The sequence below is a fragment of the Aliiruegeria sabulilitoris genome, from assembly GCF_001558155.1.
Lineage (GTDB): Bacteria > Pseudomonadota > Alphaproteobacteria > Rhodobacterales > Rhodobacteraceae > Tropicimonas > Tropicimonas sabulilitoris.
In genome coordinates this window covers 472,023-495,278 of sequence record NZ_LOAS01000001.1, presented here as the reverse complement: position 1 = coordinate 495,278, position 23,256 = coordinate 472,023, and the positions used below count along the sequence as shown (strand labels likewise).

Sequence of the window (23,256 nt, the reverse complement as noted above, 5' to 3'; positions counted from 1 at the left end):
CATCACATCAATCCGCCTCTGGCTCCGCCATTTGTCAACATGACCTAGCCACCAAGTTCTATACCAAATTCGTCTCTCAACTTTTCGCTTTCAATTACAATTTCCTTGGCCTGCACTAACGTGATACCATTGCCTGCACGCTCTGACCCCCACCCCTCATTCTGGGAGCTTCCTGAGTTCACTTCAACATCGACTCTTTTGCTGTTTTGATTGACCTCCACCACCTCAAAGAGTTCTTCCTTGCCAACAGGGCTTTCAGGAATGGCGTCTACCCTTTTTTGCCCATACTGCTCTTCTGGAGTGAAACCAGCCTGATCAACATACGCACCAAACGGAACACGATCTCCGTCTTCTGCCATTGCGGCATAGATATCCGAAATCACCTTGGAACGAGATTCACCTTCCAATCCGTCAACCAAGGAAAGCGCAAGGTTATAATCTTTCCGCTTCAAGGCTATTTTCGAATAAAGCATACTTAGTTCCTCAGAGCCCTTCATCAGCTGGGTAGAAACAAGACGCTCCGCCCAAGAAACTTCCTCATTCTCAATAGCCCAACTTGCAAGTTTCATCCGAACCTTTTCGGACAGAATTCCTAAATACTTATTGCGCTTCGGGTCATATCGCAGCAGATACAACTGAAAGTCCTCACCCTGACTCAGCAAAAGTGAAACCATCTTGTTGAAATCCTCAGCTCGTTTCTCTGGCGAAACAGAATAGGACTCGGCTCGATGCCAAGAATTCCAAGCCGCGCCATAATTTCCCACAGAGAACCAACCCAAAGCAAGCTCCTCGAGGAGGTTACTAGGTGGCTCCGTCGCCTTGCCCTCGAATAAAATCGCTTCACCCAATTCAAGGTCATCCCTGTTATGATTACCAAGAATGCCGTTTGTTTTAAGTACTTCCGCCATGACCACCATTGCGCGATCATCAGAAGTGGGAAGGCTTTCCTTAAAAATGGAACCGCCACCAAAATAGTCTCCGGACCGGGTTTTCCTTTTTCCCTCAACTATCCACCAGTCGAGCGACTCAGCGTCGCCAACACGTTCCGTCGCGGCATGCACAGCATCAAAAAGAACTTGCTCTCCGTGACGCCACAAGAACTCTGAGAGTCGAGGGCCCAAAAGTTCACGGAGGTTGGTTGGCAACTTCATAAACCAATTCTGTATTGAATTGTAATCAAAATTCTCTGCTTGTTTGTACTCCCCGGTCGCAAGAGCAGCCCATAGAGCCGAAGGGCCATCACATTCACCCAAGCCCTGAAACAGAGACGACTTATCTCGCTCCAGTTCGTCGATTATCGAGGCCATCTCTAAATACAGTTCGCGACCCTCAACTCTCAAATCAAATTCTTTTATAATTGCAATAGCCTCAACACCCAATCCCAACGAAACATAGGTTTTTACGAGTGTTTCTACGTCCGCATCACTCAACTCATCGAGTCCAGCATCTGGAAACGAACGTGTTTCAGAGATGGTCATTTCGGGTTTAGCGTCCGAACTCCAGCTTGCGATGTCTAGTCGGTCTTGCTGGAAACATGTTGGAATTAACTCCTGCGCCGTCTCTTGCATGACAGCCGCAAGCATGTCACCTTGCCAACCGGGATGGACAGACAAGTGCGATGAGCTTTCTGCCAGGTACCCGGTTCTTGCTTGTGCAGTTTGATCATTGACCCCGTGTTCTCCGCCCGGCCTCGCAACACCCACGACCCCTAATGCATTCGCATTCTCCACCTCCGCACGCAACTCATTGTAGATCGAGTGAGGAATGCTCTGCCGATCCGAAGAAGCGTGATCTGCTCTGCTAGTCTGCGTCTGTCCGTTGGAGGGTTCCGCAATGCGAAATGAAGCCTCTTGATTAAATAGATCTGGCCGACCCAATGGGAAAGCCGCAGATACGCTTTTGGATACTTCTGTTGGTTTCTCAGCCGGGATATTTTTGAAGTCCATAACTAAGGTCTTATCGCCGAGGAGAAACTCCTCCAAGCTTACTTTGGGCGCTACCGTTATAATCAGACTTGAGATTTCTTCATCATACCGTATTGTCTGAAGACGATCCTTGGGGATTTTTTCAAAAACTTGTCCGGTATCGATATTGAGACCTTCACGGTCGAATTTAATTTCGTATCCGTCACGCGTTTTTTGCTTGGTCCATTGGATTTCTTGCCCGAAGGAGAGAACAACTCGAGAAAATTCCTCGTGCTCTCCTGAGTAAACGGTAACACGTTCAGCCAAGCTTGAGGATGCGGTGCAGAATATTAGGAATGCGATGAATAACCGTCTCATGCTGCTTCACGTTGCTTGGTGTTCTTAAGTGCTTCCTCCAGTTCTGAAAAACTCGGACGGATATGGCTTGGCGTATTCTGGCGCCCGACCTCTATGCATATATTGGTTGCGTGACTATGGAGGTTCGCGACAAGCACTTCCCGGATCAAACGGTAAAAATGACTGTCCTCCATCGTAACATCTTTGACTTTCGACGCAAAAGGCCCGACCAATCCGTAGGCGAGAAACACTCCAAGAAATGTTCCGACCAACGCGCCTCCAATAAGCTTTCCCAGGATCTCTGGTGGCTGGTCGATGGATCCCATTGTCTTGATGACACCGAGAACTGCGGCGACGATTCCCAAAGCCGGCAGTCCATCCGCCATGGTTTGCAGAGCATGGCTTGAGTGCAGCGCGGCTTCCTGGTTCGCATCCATTCGTTTCTCCAGGACTTCTTCGACCTGATGCGGGTCGTCATAATTCATGGAAGCAGACCTCAATGTATCGCATATTAAGTCTATGGCTTCCGCGTCCGTCAGGATACGGGGGTAGTTCTCAAAGATCGACGACTCAGTCGGATTCTCAATGTGCTCTTCAAGCCCCACGGGATTTTGGCGTGCTAAACGGATTAGCTCGTACAAAAGGCACAGGAGATCTCTGTAATCTTCCGGCCGCCACTGCGGCCCCTTGAAGACCTTTCCAATGTCTTTGAAAGATTTCTTGATAGCATGGACGTCGTTTGAAATTACGAACGCACCTATTGCCGCCCCTCCGATCATTGTCATTTCGTATGGCAATGATTTCAGGATGATCGCCATTTTTCCGCCGGCAGCAATGTAGCCTCCGAACACCATCACAAAAATCACGATGACGCCTATGATTCCGACCATGCGATCTCTCCGATTTCGAGGCTATCCACGGTGACGCTGGCTGCTTTTCGCACCAACCCCATCGAGTTTCGTGAGTTTAATTCCTGGGAACATCCATGTTGCGCCCTGCGAGCAGAATGCTGACCGTGTAGGCCTTTTGAGCCGACAGGCCAGCCATCACGGATGCGGCTGACTCGGGACGCATTCTGGCCAGAAAGCCGGCCGCGAAGCTTGGATCCATCGTTTCGAACACGACAGACACGTCCTTTGGTTTCATTTTTTCGTACACTGCGATCAGGGTATCGATGTCCCGATCAGCGGCACCGTCGGCGAGGGAGATCGTCGCCCGGAGATCTTCCTCGGCGGCTTTTACCCTCTCGAGATTAGTCTTCAGGGATTTTTCCGCCTTCTGGAGTTCGATCATACGGAGCGCGACATGCCTTTCCCTTTCATCGAGCTGAGCCTGGCGCTCTCGAAGTCGTGCCGTTACCTGATTGATACCTTCGTCGGTCACACATTCCGGTGCTGCGTCGCCTTCGCTCTGTTCCATGGTTGATGCGCCCCCGGAAGTCGAAAAGGCTTCGACTTCCCTTGCAATAGCGGCGCCCGTTCCATCAGCAAGCCGGATCACACCGGAAAACAGGAAGAGTGCCCCGATGGTAACCAAAGCACCGCGACCGGAGCGCGTTTTTCGACGTCCGCGCTTCTTCATTCGAGTGCACCGTTTTCGGATTCCAGACGAGCGCGGCGATTCCTGCGGACAGCCCCCCTATTTGATCGGGGCGAATGCGAGTTCCCTTCGGGCTCTTCGAAGTCATGCATCGAGGCCAGGACCAGTTCGATCCGCGATGCCGCAGCTTCGGCTCGCTCGGTCAATTCCCGTAACGATTCCGCGGAGTCCCTTGAGGTTTTCTGCGCCGTCTCGAGTGCCTTCGTCATTTCATCGACCTGTACAGATAGCACGGCCACGGCGCCCCCCATGCCACCTTCGAGATTCGTGAAGCGAGTCAGGCGTCGCGACAGCACGAAACAATAGAAAGCGGCGCCAATGGCTCCGGCAATCAGGAGAAGATCTGCAATCAGGTTCATCCCGTTCTCCTAGTTAAATACGAATTCTGTGACCAAGAGATCGCGAATCTCGCGTTGGTCCGCTACGAGCCGTATCCGCCGAAGCATCTGGGCTCGCAGGCGAAACAGGGCCATGGGCCGCTCAAGGTCTTCGGTTGCAACGGCACGTAGGTAACCGTTCAGCACATCCATGATCCGCGGCATGATATCGGCCACTGCTTTCTCATGTGCGGGTATCGTCTCGATATGAGCTCGGAATCGCAGATGGCGCGGGGTGTCACCTCCCGGAAGCGATATCAGGATCGGTTCGATGGGAACGAATGCCACCTCCGCGATTTCCGAGGAATGCGCGTCCGTGGCAGCATGAGCCGCACTATCACCGCCACCCAGCAAACCGTCCAGCATTCCCGAGTAGGTCGCAAAGAATCCACCGGCCCCGAGTCCGGCCGCAAGAACAAGCCCGATCAGGATCGGGATCATTCCTTTTTTCTTCGGCGCCGCCGCGTCGGCTGGCGTTTTGGATTCGTCCGCCATCGGGAATCTCCGTTGAGCTTTCTCCTCGATGGTTACGACGCTCAGGACTAACCGACTGTTAAGCACGCCCGATTTTTTCACAGATCCACGCAGACCGAAGGGGAGATTGGACATGAACAACCCGCATGCGCCCTACCCCGCCCATTGAATTTGCCCGACGGACCCCGTATCTGAGCGCAGATCCCTATTAGCTAGGATCCCGATATGGCCATATACCTCTATCAGAACGACCTACCTGACGATTTGGATCTCGGATCCGTCGTCGCAATCGACTGCGAAACGATGGGGCTGAACCCGCATCGGGACCGGCTTTGCCTCGTGCAGCTTTCTGGCGGAGACGGGAACGCGCATCTCGTTCAGATCAGCCAGGGTCAGACCGAGGCTCCGAATCTGGCGCGCATGCTGGTCGATCCCAAAGTATTGAAACTGTTCCATTTTGGCCGGTTCGACATTGCCGCACTCTATCACAGCTTCGGCGCGCTAGCCGCGCCGGTCTATTGCACCAAGATCGCATCGAAACTCGTGCGGACCTATACGGATCGCCATGGGCTTCGAAACCTGTGTCAGGAACTGATCGAGGTCGATATCTCGAAGCAGCAGCAATCCAGCGACTGGGGTGCGGCGCATCTCACGATCGCCCAGAAGGAATATGCGGCCTCGGACGTATTCTACCTGCATCGTCTGCGCGAAGAACTGGACCGCCGCCTGGAGCGCGAAGGTCGCAGCGAGATTGCGAAAGCCTGCTTCGATTTCCTGCCGGCCCGCGCCAAACTCGATCTGGCCGGTTGGCCCGAGATCGACATTTTTGCGCACTGATCCGATGCGGGTTTCCTTGGACGATGACGCCCTGCTGACGACCGGCCACCGCGTGATCCAACGCGAAGCGGCAGCGCTGCGCATGCTCGACGAATCGCTTGGCCCCGGCTTCGCCGAGGCCGTTAAGCTGATTCTGCAGGCCCGGGGACGTGTGATCGTTTCGGGAATGGGGAAATCAGGCCATATCGCCCGCAAACTGGCGGCCACTTTCGCCTCGACCGGCACGCCGGCGCATTTCGTCCACCCGGCGGAAGCCAGTCACGGAGATCTCGGCATGATGGCAGCGGGAGATGTCGCGCTTCTGCTGTCCAATTCCGGCGAAACACCGGAACTGGCCGACATGATCGCCTATACCCGGCGCTTCCAGATCCCACTCATCGGCATCGCAGGCCGGGCCGGCAGCACGCTTCTCAACCGTTCCGACGTTGCGCTGCTCCTGCCGCAAGCGCCGGAGGCCTGTGCGGCCGGAATAGTTCCGACCACGTCGACAACGATGGCGTTGGCGCTAGGCGACGCGATCGCCATTGCGCTCATGGAGCATCGAAAGTTCACCCCGGAGGATTTTCGCGACTTCCACCCCGGGGGAAGCCTTGGCGCCCAACTGTCCAGCGTCGGCGACCTGATGCACGGCGGCGACGCGCTGCCGCTGGTGCGTCCGGACACACCAATGTCGGACACCTTGCTGGTCATGACCCAGAAAGGCTTCGGCGTGGTCGGTGTAACCGACGAGGACGGACGCCTGCATGGCGTGATCACCGATGGCGACCTTCGCCGACATATGCAGGGTTTGCTGACCATGTCCGCCGCGGCCGTCATGACGCGGAATCCAAAGGTCATTCTGCCGGAGGCGCTCGCCGAAGAAGCCGTCGCGGAAATGAATGCCCGCAAGATTACCTGCCTGTTCGTCGTTGCGGGTGAGGCCACGAAGAATGTCGTGGGGGTACTTCACATCCATGACTGTTTGCGGGCGGGGATCGTGTAACACCATGGCTTCCCAAGACAACCTGCACTCCCGCATTGTCGGATGGTTGAAGATCATCCTGCCGCTGTCCGCGCTTGCATTGTTGTCTTCGGTGTTTCTCGTCGCCCGCTTCAAGGAGCATGGCGGAACGATTCCCTACTCCAAGATCGCGCTGAAGGAATTGGCGAGCGTGCAGACGGTGGAAGACCCCGTCTTCACCAGCGTGACCGACGAAGGCCAGCACGTGGTGGTCACCGCGAAGGAAGCGACGCCGCGCGACGGGGACTACAACGTCGTGGACGCGGTGGGCGTGCACGGAACCCTGCGGGAGACGGATGGCGAGACCATCAATATCTGGTCGGATGCCGGAACCGTCTTTTCGGCCGAATCTCGCACGATCCTACAGGGAAACGTGCGGATCGAGACATCTTCCGGCTACAATCTCTTCACCGATGAACTGATTTCCGCCGTCGATCGCACGGATATCGAAAGCCCTGGACCTGTCCACGGCGAAGGCCCGCTCGGCACGATCGAGGCCGGTCGAATGGAAGTAACCTCGCAACAGACGGCGGAAGGAACCGAAGAGAAGGTAACCGTGGTTTTCAAGGACGGTGTTAAGGTGATATACACGCCTCAAACTCAGTAAGGTGTAGCGGTCTGTGTCTTTGAGAACTTCCCTGCTCGGAATTGCCCTGACGCTTGTCGCCCTGTCGGCCACGGCCCAGGGCACAGAAGTCGGCTTCGGAAACCCGGAACATGACAGTTCTGCCCCGGTGGAAGTCGTCGCGGACCAACTCGATGTGCAACGCTCTGAAGGAAAAGCGAAATTCACCGGGAATGTCGTGGTCACGCAGGGGCTTATGAAGCTGTTCGGCGACGTAGTCGACGTGGAATATGCCGAGAACGCTGAAGGTGACACCGAAATCCAGTGGGTCCACGCAGTCGGCAACGTCACTCTTCTGAACGGAGTCGAAGCCGCCGAAGGCGACGACGCCGTCTACACGGTCGAGTCCGGCTTGGTGGTCATGACCGGCGATGTTCTGGTGACACAGGGAGAGAATACCATGGCCGGCGAAAAGCTGACCGTGCAACTCGAAACCGGTGTCGGCCAGATGGAGGGCCGAGTGCGGGTGCTGTTCAACCCCGAAAGCGAGCCGGAAACCACCGAATGAACCGGGACGGACGCGGATTATCGATCGCGCCCGGTTCCAGCGGGCTGCAGGTTGTGCAATTGCGCAAGAGCTATCGCCGACGCCCCGTCATCCATGATGTGACGCTGGAATTGCAGCGCGGCGAGGTCGTGGCCTTGCTCGGCCCCAATGGCTCCGGCAAGACCACCTGTTTCTATTCCATCGCCGGGCTGCTCACGCCCGAATCCGGCCTCGTCCAGATCGACGGGCGGGATGTAACCACCCTGCCCATGTATCGCCGCGCCCGCTACGGGATCGGCTATCTCCCTCAGGAAGTTTCGATTTTTCGCGGACTTTCCGTCGAAGACAACATCACGGCAATCCTCGAAATCACCGAACGCGACCGGCACAAGCGGCGGGAACGGCTCGAAAACCTGCTCTCGGAATTTGGCATCGACCATCTGCGCCGCGCCTCCGCGCTGTCGCTCTCGGGCGGCGAACGCCGACGGGTCGAGATCGCCCGCTGCCTGGCTGCCAAGCCGAAATACCTGTTGCTCGACGAACCCTTTGCCGGGGTCGACCCGATCTCGGTTGGCGACATTCGCCACCTCGTGACCGATCTGAAGAACCGCGGCATCGGCGTTTTGATCACCGATCACAATGTCCGCGAGACACTGGAAATCGTGGATCGGGCTTACATCCTGCACGATGGGCAGGTCCTGATGAGCGGCACGGCGGAGGATGTCGTGCGCGACGAGAATGTGCGCCGGGTCTATCTCGGACAGAATTTCCGCATCGGCTAAATTCCTGCGCCCCCTTGAACACACCCTGCACGCTATCCACCTGATTTGACACGGATCATGGACGGCGGTGCCATTGCGTCGTCCGCTTGGGGGGACAGCTTCGCAGCGATTCCTTGCCACCAAGGCGTTGACAGAGCGGGGCGAAGCGTCGCCAAATAGGAAAAATGCAAAAGCATACCGTCAGAATTCCACCGCATGCCACGCTCCGTCAGGTGCGCTTGAGCAATGTGCCGGACAATTTACACACTTCTCCCTGCATTCACGAGATTTCGGCTTTTCAACCGGGTTCGGAAAGCGTTTGCTGGACGAACCCCTAACTTCAACCTCATGGAGGCGAGATGCGCTATCAGATCAGCGGTCACCAAATCGATATTGGGGAATCCCTCACGGCCCATGTAAAGTCGGAGCTCGGCAATGCCGTGGCGAAGTACTCGGATCGGCCCACGGATTCCCAGGTGATCTTTTCCCGGCGCGGCCACGAATATATGTGCGAGACGACGGTCCACCTTTCGACCGGCCTCAACGCTCAGGCGAGTGGACGCGCCAGCGAGATCTATGCCGCCTTCGACGATTGCCGCGAGAAGCTGGAAAAACAGCTCCGCCGTTACAAGCGTCGCCTGAAGGATCATTACAAAGACCGCAAGGAGCCGGTTGAAGTCTTCGGCGCGGCCTCGTATATCCTCGCCGCATCTGAAGCAGGCGTCGAGGATCAGGAACCCGAGACGCTTCAGCCGATGATCATTGCGGAGATGGAGACACAGATCCCCAGCTTGTCCGTGGGCGAAGCCGTCATGCATATGGAGCTCGCCGGCGCACCAGTTCTGGTTTTCCGCCCGGAAGGAGAGAGCGCCGTCAACGTAGTCTACCGGCGTGACGACGGAAACATCGGTTGGATCGACCCGAAAACCGGGAGCTGATCCGGCCCCAGGCGCAAGCCAAGGCAATTGGACAGAAGATGGATCTTTCGAGCATTTTGAAGCCCGAGGCGGTGAAGGTTATCTCCGAGGCAAGCAGCAAGAAACGGCTGTTCCAACGCCTCGGAGAAATTGCCGAAGCAGCCTATTCCATCGATGGCCTCCAGGCTGCCGAGGCGCTCCTTGATCGGGAGAGCCTCGGCCCGACGGGCGTGGGCCACGGCATTGCGCTGCCCCATGCCCGCCTTCTGGACGCTTCCAAGGTCACGGGCGTCTTCTTCAAGCTGGAACGCGCGCTCGATTTCAAGGCGGTAGACCGGCAGCCGGTCGATCTCGTCTTTGCCCTTTTCGCGCCCGAGAATTCGGGCGTGGAACATCTCAAGGCCTTGGCCTTGATATCTCGCACGATGCGCGATCCGAAGGTCTGTGCGAAACTACGCGCCAATGACAATCCGACAACCCTGCACACGGTCCTGACCGAAGGGCTGGCACCGCAGGCTGCCTGACGAGCGCGATCAGGCGCTCCAGCGCCGGTAACCGAAGGCCATGAAGTCCCGGTTATACACCGCCCTTACCGCCGCCTCGACCTCATCGTCATAGATCTCTGCCAGAGCGGCATGCCCGTCCAGTTCAACCGGCGGCGCATCCGGGATCTCTGGCAGGCCCGATTGCAGTGAAATTTGCGACAGGCCGAGCGAGATCTGCTCTGCCCGGATAACCATGTCGATGGGGAGCACTTCGGACAGACTGTGCACCAACGCTTCCTGGCTCGAAAACGCCGGGTCGGACCGAAGCGCCGTCTGTCCCGACAGAGTTCTTTTCACCACATCGAGATAGCCGAGAAACGCAGTGCGTCGTTCCTTCGCGGAATAAGTCTCGTCAACAGCGCCTTCCGGGATCGGCAGATCATGTTCGGCCCGCAGCCGCGCGCGAAAATGCGCGAAACTCCCAGGACCGCAATCGAGCACGTAGCGTTCGAACACGGCATGTGCCCGCTCCACCGGATGCGAGACGATGGTGAAACAGCGCGCATCCTTGTTGCGGTTCTTCCATTGCTGAAGGGTCTTGCGGGTAAATCCGGTCTGAACACCGCCGAACGCGGCCAGCCAGCGCGCGACCGCCTCGGTCGGCCCGCCCTTGACCGGCATGAACAGGAGCGGCGCTGCCTCTGAGACGAGGAAACCCGGAACCATCGCGCTGTGTCGGGGCTCGCTCGCACCGGCCTGCACCAGCCCGTCGAGGTTCATCCCGGCCAACGCCGTCTGCATCTCCTCGAAATTTTCGACCTTGTCGCTCAAGGGCGCCGGGTTCTGCCGCTTCAGGCGGCCCGAGACCGTGGAAACCTGCTGACTTAGCCCAAGATAGCGCGCCAGCCCGTTCAGGATCTCCACGTCGCCGATCTGCTCAAAGGAAAGCTGAAACGCCACCTGCCCAGTGGTCTGCAACACGCGGGCGATATGCGCCTCGTGTCGGCGACGACGTGCCAGCACAGCTTCAAACTCGGCCGGATCGAAGCGGATCTTCGCGGTTTTACGGTGCCGTTCATTGGTCAGCCGCCATTGTCCCGTCGCATTGGCGATCTTCAGCGACACATAGGCGTCGAGCGGGTTCCGCGTCAGGTGGATCTTGGCGATCTTCGGATCGAGCAAAACGGCATCGAGAACGGCCGGGTCATGGTCGTGGAAGAAACGAAAACCGCCAATCCCATCGGACCGCTCGAAAACCCGGCGCATCATTTCCAGCGGATCGGCATCGCGCGCAGCAACGTCCATGCCGTACAGTTCGTGGCTGTCGTGATGGCCGAGAAAGGCGGGATTGAACACCTCGCCATGGCAAATCAGCCCATCGAACTGGTTCAGGCTCTCTTCGAGATGGTTCGAGCCGGTGCGCATCTCCGCCAGAAGGACAAATCCGTCGAAACGCGCCATTGTCTCACTTCACCAGGTAGGGTCGGGCTTGCGGGTTCAGCGGCGCCGGCGCGAGGCCCGCGGGGAAATCGCCGGCCATATGCAGGTTCATTCCGTCATTCTTGAGCTGTTGCAGGAAGCGCCCGAAACCGGACAGGTCCGCCAGGCGCGGCACCTCGGTCAGCCGGCGCGGACCGTGCAGGCTGATCTCGTCGAGGACCTCCTGAAGGTTGTCCATCGGCGCTTCGATAAACTCGGCGAGGTTCCAGATCCGGATCCGCGCCTTGGCCCATCGCGACCGCAGGACCTCCACATGTGCCTGTTCGATCCGCTGCAACCGCGCGGCTTCCTTGCGGACAACCTCGGAGGTGATGTTGGTCCGATAGAGTCCTATTGCCCAAGCGCCGGTAATCACCGAGATCTGTGCGTTTGGATCGCTGGCCATGAAACCTTCAGGGTGCTGGTTATCCTGCGGGCCGTACATCAGGCATTGTCGTTCGCCCCGCGTATTCCAGACCAGATTGGTGAGAAAACCGCAGGGGTTGTAATCCCTGAGCGACGCGCTGTCCGACAGGCCGCCGTTGAAAACCTTCTCTCCGGCCGCGAACTCGACCCGTCCGGGGCTGAACAGGTGGCCATGCACCCGGCACCCTGTGACCTTGGCCAGCCACGACTCGAAATTCTCGAACAGGTGGTCGAAACCCTCGAACACCGAATAGGGCCCGGCAGAACGGGCATTGTCGCGCTCCTGCACCGGGAAACGGCTCTGCATATAGAGGCCCGGCCGTCCGCGCAGGCGGGTTTCGGAGGCCTTGGCGAAAAGCCGGTCGATCTTGCCCGGGCTTGGCTCCGCATTCTTGGTTACCGACGGGTCGTTGGACAGGAAGCTCGAATAGAGCCGCTCCGCCCGGGGCCAGATCTTGCGCGCAACGAAGCAATCGGAGCGGCGCAGTAATTGCAGATGGTCATCATAAAAGGTGTGCGGCTTGCCCTGGTGGTCGAATTTCGACAGCGTCAGCGAGCGGCTTTCGATCCGTTGCGAATGCAACCGCGCGAGGCTCTGGAAATAACTCTCGTCCGGGATCCAGACATTGCGGAAGAAGCGGTCATATTCCTCCCGGCGCGGATCCTTCAGGATCGCATCGAGCGTCCGCCGGCTCAGGCACCACCATTGCGATCCCAGATGCGGCACCAGCCCTTCAGGCAGATGACGTTTGACCCCCAGTTTTCGCTGGAACTCCACGAAATGGTCGAACAGGAAACGCTGCCGCTTGAACGAAAACGGGAAACGCAGCGCGAAACGCTCGTGATCGAAACCGCCCTTGGACCAGCGGACATCCTCGATGGTCACGGATTCGATGAAATCGGTGCGCGGCCGCTCGGCGAGATAGGCAACCAACTCCGGCACCGGGCGCAGCGGTAGGCAGGAGCCGGAGGCAAGATAGACATGTCCGAGATCCGGATAGGCCTCCAACATCTGCGTCGCCGCGTCGATCGTGGCGCCGACAATGCCCCAGGTGCCCCAATCGCACCTTTGCCGTTGCCCAACGAAAAGGACGTTTTCCAGATCGGCCAGCGACTCCCGAAAGGGAATGAACTCCGCATCGGGAACATTCGCATCGGCGTGGATCACCACCGGGCAGCCGCTCTGCGCCCAGTGGCGCGCAACCTGTGCCGCCCGCCCGAGCGCGGTGTGGACCAGCATCACGTAGCCGACGCTCATGCCCAGTTCCCCTTCGACATCAGCCCGAGGATCTCCAACTGGCGCCAGTTGATGTATTTCTCGGACCAGCGGTTCCAGAGGACTGTCCTGTCCTTCAGATGCTCGGCATAGGCGCGGTATTCCCGGCTGCCGGCATAATGCTCGCCACGCTGGAGTTCCTCTTCGGCCTTCTGCTCCAGCGTGTTGAGAAATTTCGCGTGCAGCAGCGCGCCCGAAGTCATCTCGCCCCCCTGCCGGTCATAGACGTGGTTCAGCCCGCGCGGCAGCAGCATATGGGTGGATTGCACATAGACGTAATTCTTGCGCCATTTCACCAGCGGGATCTTGTTCAGGGAGGGCGCGGCTTTCGGCTTGTCGGCAAAGAACGCCCGCGCCCGCGGCCCTCCCTGGATCCACAGGTTGTGGTAGAGCGGATTGCGACTGATCGTGTAGTTGCCGCTGTCGAACCAGTTGGCGATCTCCATCGGATCCTGCCCCTCCTGGTAGGGCTCGGCATCCAGCGGCCCCTTGGGGTAAAGGTCGACCAGCATTGCCCCGAAACTGCGCTGCCCGCAGGCATCGAGCCAATCCGTCAGAGCTTGCACGGGCCGGGTGTCGCAGAACGGGTAGATAAAGAACTCGTCGGGATCGACCACCAGGGTCCAATGCCCATGGCCGTGGCGCCGCATCAGGTGGTTCATCCAGTCCACACCATAGCGGGACGCCTTGTAGCTCGCCGGCGTCGTCCAGAGCGAGACATCCTCCTGCTCGGCGAGGAATTCGCGTCCGCCATCATCGCTGTCATTATCGACGATCAGGAAATGCCCCGCCCCGATCCGACGGTAGTAGTCGAGGAAATAGGGCAGGCGAATGCGCTCGTTGCGCAGGGTGACGAATACCAGCAGATCCTGCGGGCCGATACGCGCCGTCCTGTCGGAAACCTTGCGCAATTCAAAGCTCTTGCGCAGCGCACGCAGCCGGTATCGCTTGCGCCGCAAGCGCATCCGGTAGGATTGCAGAAGGCTCATCGCATCGCTCCCGGCATCAGACATGATCCCTTTCGCCGGGACTTTCGCGCGACAAGGTTAAGAACGCCTTGCCTCGGGTCGGCCGGCGCGCGGTCTGAATGGCTCGGAAATGCTCTTTGCACGATCTTGCGTCGGCCTCATGAAAGTCCTTGGAAAAGAATAGGCAATCCCGCGTCGCGGGTAAACTGGAGCGAACCCGCCACTGGGGCTTCTTCGGAGCGACGTCACGCATTGGCATCACCAATGCTATCGCCAATCCCCGGCCGTCATCAGGCCCAATCCTTCCAGCTGCTTCCAGTCGCGTAATTCGACGGAGTCCGGACACCACAGATCCGGGTTGCACGACACCGCATCGTAATAGCTATCATATTGCCCCGGCGCGCCGAAATGCTCCTGCCGGGCTTTCTCCTCTACCGAGCGGGACACGATGGAGGGCAGGAATTTCGTGTGCAGAAGCACGCCGCAAGGCCGGTCGTCCCCCGGCCCCTCATAGGCAAGATTGAGCTGGCGCGGCAGGATCGAATGGGTCGAGTTGCGATAGGCATAGTGCCGTTTCCAACGCACCAGCGGCAACTTGTTGAGGGTCGGCGCCCGGTCTGGCCGATCCGCAAAAAACAGCCGGTCTCGGACGCCACCCTGCACCCAAAGGTTCCACTCGGGCTGTTTTCGTTGCGCCCGGTACGGCGCGGCATCGAAAAAGCGAAGGCTCTTGAGCGGGTCTTCCCCCGGCACATGTTTACTCGCGCCGACCGTCCCACGGGGATAGAGGTCGAGCATCATGGCGCCGAAGACATTGCGTCTCTGGCCCTCCAGCCAGTCCACTAGGTGCACGAGGTTCCGCTCCGGCCAATGCGGGATCAGCAGCAATTCGTCCGCATCGACGGTCAAGCACCAGTGACCATGGCCATAGCGCATCTGCAGCCATGTCAGCCAGTCCACACCAAAGCGCGATTTCTTGTAACTCGCATCCGTGCGCCAAAGCGAAACGTCGCGTTGCTCCGAGAGGTACTCCGCCGAGCCGTCATCGCTGCCGTTATCGACGATCAGGAAATGCGACACGCCAAGCGCGCGGTTATGCGCGATGAAGGAAGGCAGGCGGTCCATCTCGTTGCGAAGGGTAGAGAAGCCGAGAATATCCGCGGATTGAATTGCCCTCGTGCGGTCAACGACAGCGCTCAACTGGTGGCGCGAACGAAAGGACCGCCACAGGAGCCTGCGCCGTTTCCAGCGCAGTCGAATGGCATCCCGCAGGTCCGAGAGCGCGCCCTTCGGGGCGACGCTCACTTCTCGTAGTGACCGGTCTGGTGCCAGCGCCAGGCATCCTCGATCATCTGCGGCATGGTCGAACGGCGCGGCTTCCAGCCCAGTTCGTCGATGGCGCGGCTGGAGCCGGAAACAAGACGCGTCGCATCGCCTGCCCGCCGCGGCCCCTCGTCATAAGGAACGGGGCGGTTTGTCACTTGACCGGCCGCATCCATTACCTCGCGGACCGAGAAACCGGAGCCGGTACCGAGATTGAACTCGCGGCTATCCTTGCCCGCTTCGAGCCACTTCAGGCCCAGAACATGCGCCTCGACCAGGTCCATCACATGGACATAATCGCGGATGCAGGTGCCGTCCGGCGTGTCGTAATCGGTGCCATAGATGGTCAGCTTTGGCCGGCGGCCATCGATCGCATCGAGCACCAGAGGGATCAGGTGGGTTTCGGGGCGGTGGAACTCGCCGACCTGCGCCTCTTCATCGCCACCCGCGACGTTGAAATAGCGATAGATCACGCGTTTCATGCCGAAACTGGCCTCGAAATTGTCGAGGATATCCTCGATGGCGCGCTTGGAGGCGCCATAGGCGTTGATCGGCATTTGCTTGGAATTCTCGTCCAGAACAACGCCGTCCTGATCACCGTAGGTGGCACAGGTAGAGGAGAAGATGAACTTGTCACAACCTGCTTCAACCGCCGCCTCGCACAGGTTCGCCGCGCCGCCCACATTGGAGCGCCAATACCAGCCGGGCACTTGCATCGACTCGCCCACCTGGCTCAGGGCGGCAAAATGCATGATCGCTTCGGGCTTGTGCTTGGCAAAGACCTCGTCGAGCCGCTCCCGGTCCAGCAAGTCGCCCCTCTCGAACGGGCCGAACTTCACCGCGTCTTCCCAGCCGGTGGAGATATTGTCGAAGGTGACAGGGGTGTAGCCCTCGCGGGCCAGTACCTTGCAGGCATGCGAGCCGATATAGCCCGCACCGCCTGTCACAAGAATCTTGGTCATGATCCAGTCCCGAAGCTTATTCTGCGGCGCTTCTTACCGCCATCAGCTCTTCGAGATAATGAGAGAATTCGTCACGCAACTCTTCGCGGTCGAGACCGAAGGCCACTGTCGCCTGCAGGAAACCCGCCTTGGAGCCGCAATCGTAACGCTTGCCCTCGAACTTGTAGCCAAAGACATTCCGCCCGACCCGGATCTCGTCGGAGATCGCATCGGTGAGCTGGATCTCGCCACCAGCGCCGGATTTGGCCCGGTTGATGTTTTCCAGCACGCTCGGCGTCAGGATATAGCGACCGATCACGGCGAGGTTGGAAGGCGCATCCCCGGCTTTCGGCTTTTCGACCATCCCCTTGACCCGGATCTTGGGCCCGTCCACGGAGTCGATGTCGAGAACACCGTAGGCCGAGGCCTTGTCCGCCGGCACTTCCATGGCGGCGACCATGCAGCCGCCGGTTTCCTCGTAGGCTTCGACCATCTGCTGAAGGCAGGGTTTCTCGGCCGAGATCACGTCATCGGGCAGCATCACCGCGAAAGGTTCGTCACCGATCAGACGGCGCGCACACCAGACTGCATGGCCGAGGCCCAGCGCTTGGTGCTGGCGGATATAGGCGATGGCGCCGCTGGGCATGTTCGTCTGCTGGAGCACTTCCAGAAGGTCGGTCTTGCCCTTGCGCTCAAGCGAGGCTTCCAGCTCGGTGGATGTATCGAAGTAATCCTCCAGCGCGCTCTTGCCGCGCGAGGTCACGAAAATGAAGTCGGTGATCCCGGCCGCGCGTGCTTCGTCAATGGCGTATTGAATCAGCGGGCGGTCGACCAGCGTCATGATTTCCTTGGGAACCGATTTGGTCGCCGGCAGGAAGCGGGTTCCAAGACCCGCCACAGGAAAAACGGCCTTCGTGACTTTGCGTTGCATTCTAACTTCCTTTCCTTCCGACATGCCTTGACGCTCTGCCGGTAAAAACTGTTCGGCCGAACTCTAAAGAGTCCTCGATACCAATGTCCCGGCTAATTCTGCCGCATTGCAGCCAAAACGGCATCTTGCTTGCCTGTTTCGTAGGCACATTTCCGCAAACCGCTCACAGATCGGGCTGCGGGAAATGCTATTCGATCCCCATCTCGGCCATCATCGTCTCCAATCGGGGAACATCCTGCGGGTTGTTGAGCTCCCAGAACTGTCGCCCGCGCGCCTCCACCTCGACACAGAGCACATGCCGCCCGTTCTCCAGGAAGCGCAACTGCTCCAGCCCCTCCAACGCCTCAAGCGGACCATGGGGCCATTTCGGATAGGCCGCGAGCGCCTCCGCCCGATAGGCGTAGACACCGACATGGTGATAGACGGGCGTTTCGGCCTCAGGTGCATAGACGGTCGCCGTGTAAGGCACGACTTCCTTGGAGAAATAGAGCGCCCGGTGCTCGGAATCGAAAACCGCTGTCGTTCCGCCCACCCGACCTTCGGCCCGGTCGCCCTTGAGAGCGGTGAGCGCCCGGCCATCGCAGCGCAGCACCGGCGTTGCGATCTGTGCCTCCGGAGAAGATCGCAGGCCGTCGACGAGATCGGACACGAACCAGGCCGGCGTCAGCGGCGCATCGCCCTGCAGGTTCACCACGATCTCGTAGCCGCCTCCGAGGTTTTCATGCGCTTCCGCACAGCGCTCGGTGCCGTTCACGCAGGCCTCGGAGGTCATCACAACCTCCGCGCCGAAACTCTCCGCCTCGGCCCGAATGCGGGTGTCGTCGGTGGCCACCACCACCCGGTCGACACCTTTGACCGCCATTGCCGCCTCCCAACTCCGCCGGATCAGGGTCAACGACTTGCCGCTGACGCCCTTGAGCGGGACGAGCGGCTTGCCGGGATAGCGATGCGACGCGTAGCGGGCGGGAATGGCGATCAGGACACTCATGAGGCGGGTTTCAACTCCACTCCGGGGGCATAGGCAATGAAGAACGGGTTTTCGTAGCCGGGCTTGCCATATGTGAAATCGGTTTGGTCGTCGAAGCGGACCATCTTGCCTCCAGCGCCCCGCAGAACGGCGTCGGCCGCGGCGGTATCCCATTCCATCGTCCGGCCAAGGCGTGGGTAGAGATCCGCTTCGCCCGCCGCCACGAGGCAGAATTTCAACGAGGATCCAGCCGACGTCATGTCCTTAACGCTGTACTTGGCGATGTAGTCGTCGGTCGCCTGATCGCGGTGCGATTTCGAGGCAACAACCATCAGCGCCGCATTGTCCGGCGTGGTCACGGCGAGCGGACGCACAGGGCCGGCGACATCCTTGGCAAAATCACCGGTCTCTTCGACCGTCTGTCCGCTGGCGTCGGTATAGAACAACCGGCCCTTTGCGGGAGCATAGACGACACCGCGCAAGGGTGTGCCGTTCTCGATATAGGCGATATTGACCGTGAACTCCCCACGGCGCTTGACGAATTCCTTGGTGCCATCGAGCGGATCGACGATCAGGAAATTCGCGGCGCTCTCGCTGTGGGACGCCGCCTGCTCCTCGGTCACGACCAGAACGTCGGGAAAAGCCTCGGCCAGACCGGCAGAAATCAGCGCATCGGCGGCTTCATCCGCTTCCGTTACCGGGCTCTCGTCGGATTTCGATTTCACCTCGAAATCGTCCGAATTGTAGATCTCCATAATTTTGTCCCCCGCTTCCAGCGAGAGGCGCCGGATCACGGTGGTCAGTTTTTCAAAATCCATTTTCATACTCCAGGGGGCAGGTGAATTCGTTGATATATGTCATCCAGCCCCTTATCGTTCCGCGTCAAGGGAACGGCAAGTTTTCCTTGGTAAAAAGAACTGGCCCTAACCTAAAAGCGACAATTCTCCACATGTTCCAGGTCAGTAAACCGAATGGCAGTACCGGGTCGGCCCTCCGGCTCGGACAGCTGATCTATCACGCGACCGTCCGCAGCCTGCGCAAGACGCATGGCAACGCCCTCATCGGCCTGCTGATGAACATGATGCAGACGGTCGTCTTCGTGATGGCCTTTTTCGTGATGTTTTCGGTCATGGGATGGCGCGGCGCGGCCCTCAGGGGGGACTTCCTGCTCTACATCATGTCGGGGATCTTCCTCTTCATGACCCATACCAAGGCCATGGGCGCCGTGGTCAATTCCGAAGGTCCGTCTTCGGCGATGATGAAACACGCGCCGATGAACACGATCATCGCGATCTCGGCGGCGGCTTTCGGTGCGCTCTATATCCAGCTGCTGACCATGCTCGTGGTGCTGGGCATCTATCACCTCGCCATAACCCCGGTCGTCGTCGACAAGCCGGTCGGCGCCATGGGCATGGTGCTGCTTTCCTGGTTCTCGGGCGTGGCCATCGGCATGGTCTTTCTGGCGATCAAACCGTGGTTCCCGGGCTTCGTCCAGGTCGTCTCCAATGTCTATTCCCGGGCGAACATGATCGCCTCGGGCAAGATGTTCGTCGCCAACCAGATGCCCGGCTTCATGCTCGCCTTTTTCACCTGGAACCCGCTCTTTCACACGATCGACCAGTGCCGCGGCTACGTATTCATCAACTACAACCCGCATCACTCGAACATTTCCTACCCGTTCTGGCTCAGTGTCGCGCTCATTTTCATCGGCTTGATGGGCGAGCATTACACGCGAAAGAACGCATCCCTTTCCTGGCAGGCCAAAAGATGATCCTCAGAACCCTTTGCATCCTCGCCGCTGTCGCCCTGACAGCTTCCGGGCTTTCCGCACAAGTCGAACAGGTCCACATCCCGAAATTGCATGATGTCACCGGGGTGGCCGCGGACGACACGTTGAATATTCGCGCAGAACCGAGCGGCGCGGCAGCGATCATCGGCGAGCTGGGCCCGTTCGAAACCGGTATCGAGGTGACCGCGCTGAATTCCTCCGGCGCCTGGGGACGGATCATTGCCGGGGAAACCGATGGCTGGGTCTCGATGGCGTATCTGAGCCCGCGCCCGTTTCCTTCAGGCGGTGTTCCCAACGGAATGCGTTGCTACGGCACCGAGCCCTTCTGGTCTCTCGATTTTTCGGACGGGATGGCCACCTATAGCGAGATGGGAGGCGCTCAGCCGCAAACCGGCCCCTTCTTTGCCGCGCGTCTCTACGAGGTTGTGTCCGGTTTCGACATTCCCTTGCCAAACCACGATCTGTCCGGCGTCATCGAGCCGGCTTCCTGCACGGACGGGATGTCCGACCGGAGCTTCGGATGGCAGCTCCTGCTGCTCGCAAGACAGGGGAATGACCGGCATCTTCTCCATGGCTGCTGCACCCTCGACCAGCGCTGACCCCGCACCGATTAGCGCGCAACCCGCAGCGTGAGGTTGATCCGCCCGCCATCCGGCAGCAATTTCGAGCTTCCCGCCCGGATCCGGTCGATCCCGTGATAGACGAGCCGCGCCGCGCCCCCGATCACGAGCACATCGCCCGACTTCAGCCAAACGGACTCGGTCTTGCCGCCACGGGTCAGGTTGCCAATGCGAAACAGCGCGTCATCGCCAAGCGAGATCGATACCACCGGCTGCTCCAGATCTGCCTCGTCACGGTCCTGGTGCATGCCCATCCGCGCGTCGGCATCGTAGAAGTTCACCAGGCAGGAATCGGGCATCCGCGCATTCGGAACGACCTGCGACCACACGGCCAGAACCGATTCGGGAATGGGCGGCCAGTTCGACCCTTCGGGATGGCGCGGCTCGTAGCGATAGCCCCGCCGGTCGCTCACCCAGCCGACCTGCCCGGCCGACGTCATGCGCACCGACATGGACTGGCCGCGCGACGTCACCGGCCTAAAAAAGGGTGCCATTCGAGCCACCTCTCTCAGCGCCGCGACCATTTCCATCTGGGCGGCGGAATCGAGCAGCCCCTGGAAAATCGAGACGCCGCGGATACACAAACTCGGTGTTGGTTCCATTTTCTTCACCATTTTTGGTCCATATCTGCCTCGCTTCCCGGCTTGCAGGGCTAGGAATGCACTCCTATATACCCCGAGATGCTAGGCCGGGCAGCCATCCGGCCAACTAACTGGGATTGGGGCCGGGAGCCTTACAGGGCCTGTGTCCCGCAACATCGCCAAGAGAGGTAGAAAGCAAATGGCCAAAGTCATCGGTATCGACCTCGGTACGACGAACAGCTGCGTCGCCATCATGGACGGGTCGCAGCCCCGCGTGATCGAGAATGCCGAAGGTGCGCGTACGACTCCGTCGATCGTCGCCTTTACAGAAAACGAACGGCTCGTGGGCCAGCCCGCCAAGCGGCAGGCCGTCACGAACCCCGAGAACACCATTTTTGCGGTGAAGCGCCTGATCGGCCGCCGCGAAGATGATCCGGCGGTCGCGAAGGACCGCAAGATTGTCCCCTTCGAAATCGTCGATGGTGGCAACGGCGACGCCTGGGTCCAGGCGCGCGGTGAAAAGTACTCCCCGAGCCAGATTTCGGCCTTCATCCTGCAAAAGATGAAAGAGACCGCTGAATCCTACCTGGGTGAAAGCGTCACTCAGGCGGTGATCACGGTTCCCGCCTATTTCAACGACGCCCAGCGTCAGGCCACCAAGGACGCCGGCAAGATCGCCGGCCTTGAAGTGCTGCGGATCATCAACGAGCCGACCGCGGCTGCGTTGGCCTATGGTCTGGACAAGGAAGAGACCAAGACGATCGCTGTCTACGACCTTGGCGGCGGTACCTTCGACGTGACCGTTCTGGAGATCGACGAAGGTCTGTTCGAGGTGAAATCCACCAACGGCGACACGTTCCTCGGCGGTGAAGATTTCGACATGCGGATCGTCCAGTACCTCGCCGACGAGTTCAAGAAAGAGCACGGCGTCGACCTGACGAAGGACAAGATGGCGCTGCAGCGACTGAAGGAAGCTGCGGAAAAGGCCAAGATCGAACTGTCCAGCTCGCAGCAGACCGAGATCAACCAGCCGTTCATCTCGATGGATCCGAACGGTGGCACGCCGCTGCACATGGTCATGAAGCTGACCCGTGCCAAGCTGGAGAGCCTTGTTGGCGACCTGATCAAGGCGTCGATCAAGCCCTGCCAGGCGGCGCTCAAGGATGCCGGCCTGACGATCAACGACATTGACGAAATCGTCCTCGTCGGCGGCATGACCCGCATGCCCAAGGTCGTGGAAGAGGTCACCAAGTTCTTCGGCAAGGAGCCGCACAAGGGGGTCAACCCCGACGAAGTCGTGGCCTCCGGTGCGGCCATCCAGGCCGGCGTGCTGCAGGGTGACGTAAAGGACGTGGTCCTGCTCGACGTGACGCCGCTGTCGCTCGGCATCGAGACGCTGGGCGGTGTCTTCACCCGCCTGATCGACCGCAACACCACGATCCCGACCAAGAAAAGCCAGATCTTCTCGACCGCCGAGGACAACCAGAACGCCGTGACGATCCGGGTGTTCCAGGGCGAGCGTGAAATGGCTGCCGACAACAAGATGCTCGGCCAGTTCAACCTGGAAGACATCCCGCCGGCGCCGCGCGGCCTGCCGCAGATCGAGGTGACCTTCGATATCGACGCCAACGGCATCGTGTCCGTTTCCGCCAAGGACAAGGGCACCGGCAAGGAGCAGAACATCACCATCCAGGCCTCTGGTGGTCTCAATGACGACGAGATCGAGCAGATGGTGCGCGATGCTGAGGCCAATGCCGAGGCCGACAAGGAGAAGAAGGAGCTGGTCGAAGCCCGCAACCAGGGCGAGAGCCTGCTGCACTCGACCAAGAAATCGCTCTCCGATCACTCCGACAAGGTCGACCCCTCGACCGTCGAGGCGATCGAACTGGCGATGGGTCCGCTCGAAGAGGCGCTCGAAGGCTCGGATCTGGGCAAGATCAAGTCCGGTATCCAGAACCTGACCGAAGCCGCGATGAAGCTTGGCGAAGCCATCTACAAGGCCGAGCAGCAGAAGGCTGGCGAAGTCGCGCCGGAAGGCGAAGAAGAGCCGCACGGTGTCGATGAAGACATCGTGGATGCCGACTTCGAGGACCTGGGCGACGAAAAGCGCTGAGCACCGTAATACCTCCAGT

The 23,256-nt window shown here is 59.3% G+C and carries 24 protein-coding genes; 10 read left to right on the top strand and 14 right to left on the bottom strand.

The window, feature by feature from the left end; genetic code table 11:
* Positions 1–44 precede the first annotated feature (44 nt).
* From AX756_RS02290 to AX756_RS02270, 5 genes are all read right to left on the bottom strand, one after another.
* A complete protein-coding gene (locus AX756_RS02290; RefSeq protein ID WP_156461357.1) occupies positions 45–2,231 on the bottom strand; it encodes a hypothetical protein in 2,187 nt (728 codons plus the stop codon).
* Between the two features lie 47 nt (positions 2,232–2,278).
* Complete coding sequence (gene motA / locus AX756_RS02285) at positions 2,279–3,151, bottom strand: flagellar motor stator protein MotA (protein ID WP_068308052.1); 873 nt, start codon at positions 3,149–3,151, stop codon at positions 2,279–2,281.
* Positions 3,152–3,227: 76 nt separating this feature from the next.
* Positions 3,228–3,842, bottom strand: a complete 615-nt coding sequence (locus AX756_RS02280) for a MotE family protein (RefSeq protein ID WP_068308049.1) — start codon at positions 3,840–3,842, stop codon at positions 3,228–3,230.
* Entirely contained in the window at positions 3,839–4,219 is a 381-nt protein-coding gene (locus AX756_RS02275; RefSeq protein WP_068308043.1) for a hypothetical protein, read from the bottom strand. The genes AX756_RS02280 and AX756_RS02275 overlap by 4 nt, the downstream gene beginning before the upstream one ends.
* Positions 4,220–4,228: 9 nt before the next feature.
* The gene (locus tag AX756_RS02270; protein ID WP_321186414.1) at positions 4,229–4,846 is read right to left on the bottom strand and encodes a flagellar basal body-associated FliL family protein; all 618 of its coding nucleotides are present in this window, start codon (positions 4,844–4,846) and stop codon (positions 4,229–4,231) included.
* Positions 4,847–4,936: 90 nt separating this feature from the next.
* On the opposite strand from AX756_RS02270, the gene AX756_RS02265 reads away from it, so the two are divergent.
* The 7 genes from AX756_RS02265 to AX756_RS02235 all read left to right on the top strand — a co-directional run bounded on the left by AX756_RS02265 (position 4,937) and on the right by AX756_RS02235 (position 9,862).
* Positions 4,937–5,548, top strand: a complete 612-nt coding sequence (locus AX756_RS02265) for a ribonuclease D (RefSeq protein ID WP_068308037.1) — start codon at positions 4,937–4,939, stop codon at positions 5,546–5,548.
* A gap of 16 nt (positions 5,549–5,564) precedes the next feature.
* A complete protein-coding gene (locus tag AX756_RS02260; protein WP_231700960.1) occupies positions 5,565–6,530 on the top strand; it encodes a KpsF/GutQ family sugar-phosphate isomerase in 966 nt (321 codons plus the stop codon).
* A 4-nt stretch (positions 6,531–6,534) separates the two neighbouring features.
* Entirely contained in the window at positions 6,535–7,155 is a 621-nt protein-coding gene (gene lptC / locus AX756_RS02255) for an LPS export ABC transporter periplasmic protein LptC (protein ID WP_068308031.1), read from the top strand.
* 13 nt (positions 7,156–7,168) lie between these two features.
* On the top strand, positions 7,169–7,681 hold the full coding sequence (locus tag AX756_RS02250) for an LptA/OstA family protein (RefSeq protein WP_321186415.1): 513 nt from the start codon (positions 7,169–7,171) through the stop codon (positions 7,679–7,681).
* A complete protein-coding gene (gene lptB / locus AX756_RS02245) occupies positions 7,678–8,442 on the top strand; it encodes an LPS export ABC transporter ATP-binding protein (protein WP_068308027.1) in 765 nt (254 codons plus the stop codon). Before AX756_RS02250 ends, lptB begins: the two co-directional genes overlap by 4 nt.
* A gap of 338 nt (positions 8,443–8,780) precedes the next feature.
* A complete protein-coding gene (hpf, locus tag AX756_RS02240; protein WP_068308024.1) occupies positions 8,781–9,359 on the top strand; it encodes a ribosome hibernation-promoting factor, HPF/YfiA family in 579 nt (192 codons plus the stop codon).
* Positions 9,360–9,397: 38 nt separating this feature from the next.
* Positions 9,398–9,862, top strand: coding sequence for a PTS sugar transporter subunit IIA (locus tag AX756_RS02235; RefSeq protein ID WP_068308177.1), 465 nt, complete (start codon positions 9,398–9,400; stop codon positions 9,860–9,862).
* Positions 9,863–9,871: 9 nt separating this feature from the next.
* Here the strand turns inward: AX756_RS02235 and AX756_RS02230 are convergent, their stop codons facing one another.
* The 8 genes from AX756_RS02230 to cysQ all read right to left on the bottom strand — a co-directional run bounded on the left by AX756_RS02230 (position 9,872) and on the right by cysQ (position 18,952).
* Complete coding sequence (locus AX756_RS02230) at positions 9,872–11,284, bottom strand: hypothetical protein (protein ID WP_068308023.1); 1,413 nt, start codon at positions 11,282–11,284, stop codon at positions 9,872–9,874.
* 4 nt (positions 11,285–11,288) lie between these two features.
* Positions 11,289–12,986 (bottom strand): DUF5927 domain-containing protein, encoded by a 1,698-nt coding sequence (locus AX756_RS02225; protein ID WP_068308020.1) that lies wholly within the window; start codon positions 12,984–12,986, stop codon positions 11,289–11,291.
* Complete coding sequence (locus AX756_RS02220) at positions 12,983–13,993, bottom strand: glycosyltransferase family 2 protein (protein ID WP_068308174.1); 1,011 nt, start codon at positions 13,991–13,993, stop codon at positions 12,983–12,985. Before AX756_RS02220 ends, AX756_RS02225 begins: the two co-directional genes overlap by 4 nt.
* Positions 13,994–14,239: 246 nt before the next feature.
* Positions 14,240–15,277, bottom strand: a complete 1,038-nt coding sequence (locus AX756_RS02215) for a glycosyltransferase family 2 protein (protein ID WP_068308016.1) — start codon at positions 15,275–15,277, stop codon at positions 14,240–14,242.
* Positions 15,274–16,257 carry a UDP-glucose 4-epimerase GalE gene (gene galE / locus AX756_RS02210; protein WP_068308014.1) on the bottom strand — a complete coding sequence of 328 codons (984 nt, stop codon included), beginning with the start codon at positions 16,255–16,257 and terminating at the stop codon, positions 15,274–15,276. Before galE ends, AX756_RS02215 begins: the two co-directional genes overlap by 4 nt.
* Before the next feature lie 16 nt (positions 16,258–16,273).
* Complete coding sequence (galU, locus tag AX756_RS02205; RefSeq protein ID WP_068308011.1) at positions 16,274–17,167, bottom strand: UTP--glucose-1-phosphate uridylyltransferase GalU; 894 nt, start codon at positions 17,165–17,167, stop codon at positions 16,274–16,276.
* Positions 17,168–17,354: 187 nt separating this feature from the next.
* On the bottom strand, positions 17,355–18,155 hold the full coding sequence (locus AX756_RS02200) for a 3-deoxy-manno-octulosonate cytidylyltransferase (RefSeq protein WP_068308007.1): 801 nt from the start codon (positions 18,153–18,155) through the stop codon (positions 17,355–17,357).
* Positions 18,152–18,952 (bottom strand): 3'(2'),5'-bisphosphate nucleotidase CysQ, encoded by an 801-nt coding sequence (gene cysQ / locus AX756_RS02195; protein WP_068308003.1) that lies wholly within the window; start codon positions 18,950–18,952, stop codon positions 18,152–18,154. The genes AX756_RS02200 and cysQ overlap by 4 nt, the downstream gene beginning before the upstream one ends.
* Before the next feature lie 131 nt (positions 18,953–19,083).
* On the opposite strand from cysQ, the gene AX756_RS02190 reads away from it, so the two are divergent.
* Positions 19,084–19,905, top strand: a complete 822-nt coding sequence (locus AX756_RS02190) for an ABC transporter permease (protein ID WP_068308000.1) — start codon at positions 19,084–19,086, stop codon at positions 19,903–19,905.
* Positions 19,902–20,522 carry an SH3 domain-containing protein gene (locus tag AX756_RS02185; RefSeq protein ID WP_068307994.1) on the top strand — a complete coding sequence of 207 codons (621 nt, stop codon included), beginning with the start codon at positions 19,902–19,904 and terminating at the stop codon, positions 20,520–20,522. Before AX756_RS02190 ends, AX756_RS02185 begins: the two co-directional genes overlap by 4 nt.
* Before the next feature lie 11 nt (positions 20,523–20,533).
* Here AX756_RS02185 and AX756_RS02180 read toward each other — a convergent pair whose 3' ends face one another.
* Positions 20,534–21,145, bottom strand: coding sequence for an alpha-ketoglutarate-dependent dioxygenase AlkB (locus AX756_RS02180; RefSeq protein WP_068308171.1), 612 nt, complete (start codon positions 21,143–21,145; stop codon positions 20,534–20,536).
* A 178-nt stretch (positions 21,146–21,323) separates the two neighbouring features.
* Between AX756_RS02180 and dnaK the strand changes: the two genes are divergently transcribed.
* Positions 21,324–23,237 (top strand): molecular chaperone DnaK, encoded by a 1,914-nt coding sequence (gene dnaK, locus AX756_RS02175; RefSeq protein ID WP_068307993.1) that lies wholly within the window; start codon positions 21,324–21,326, stop codon positions 23,235–23,237.
* The last annotated feature ends 19 nt before the right edge of the window (positions 23,238–23,256 follow it).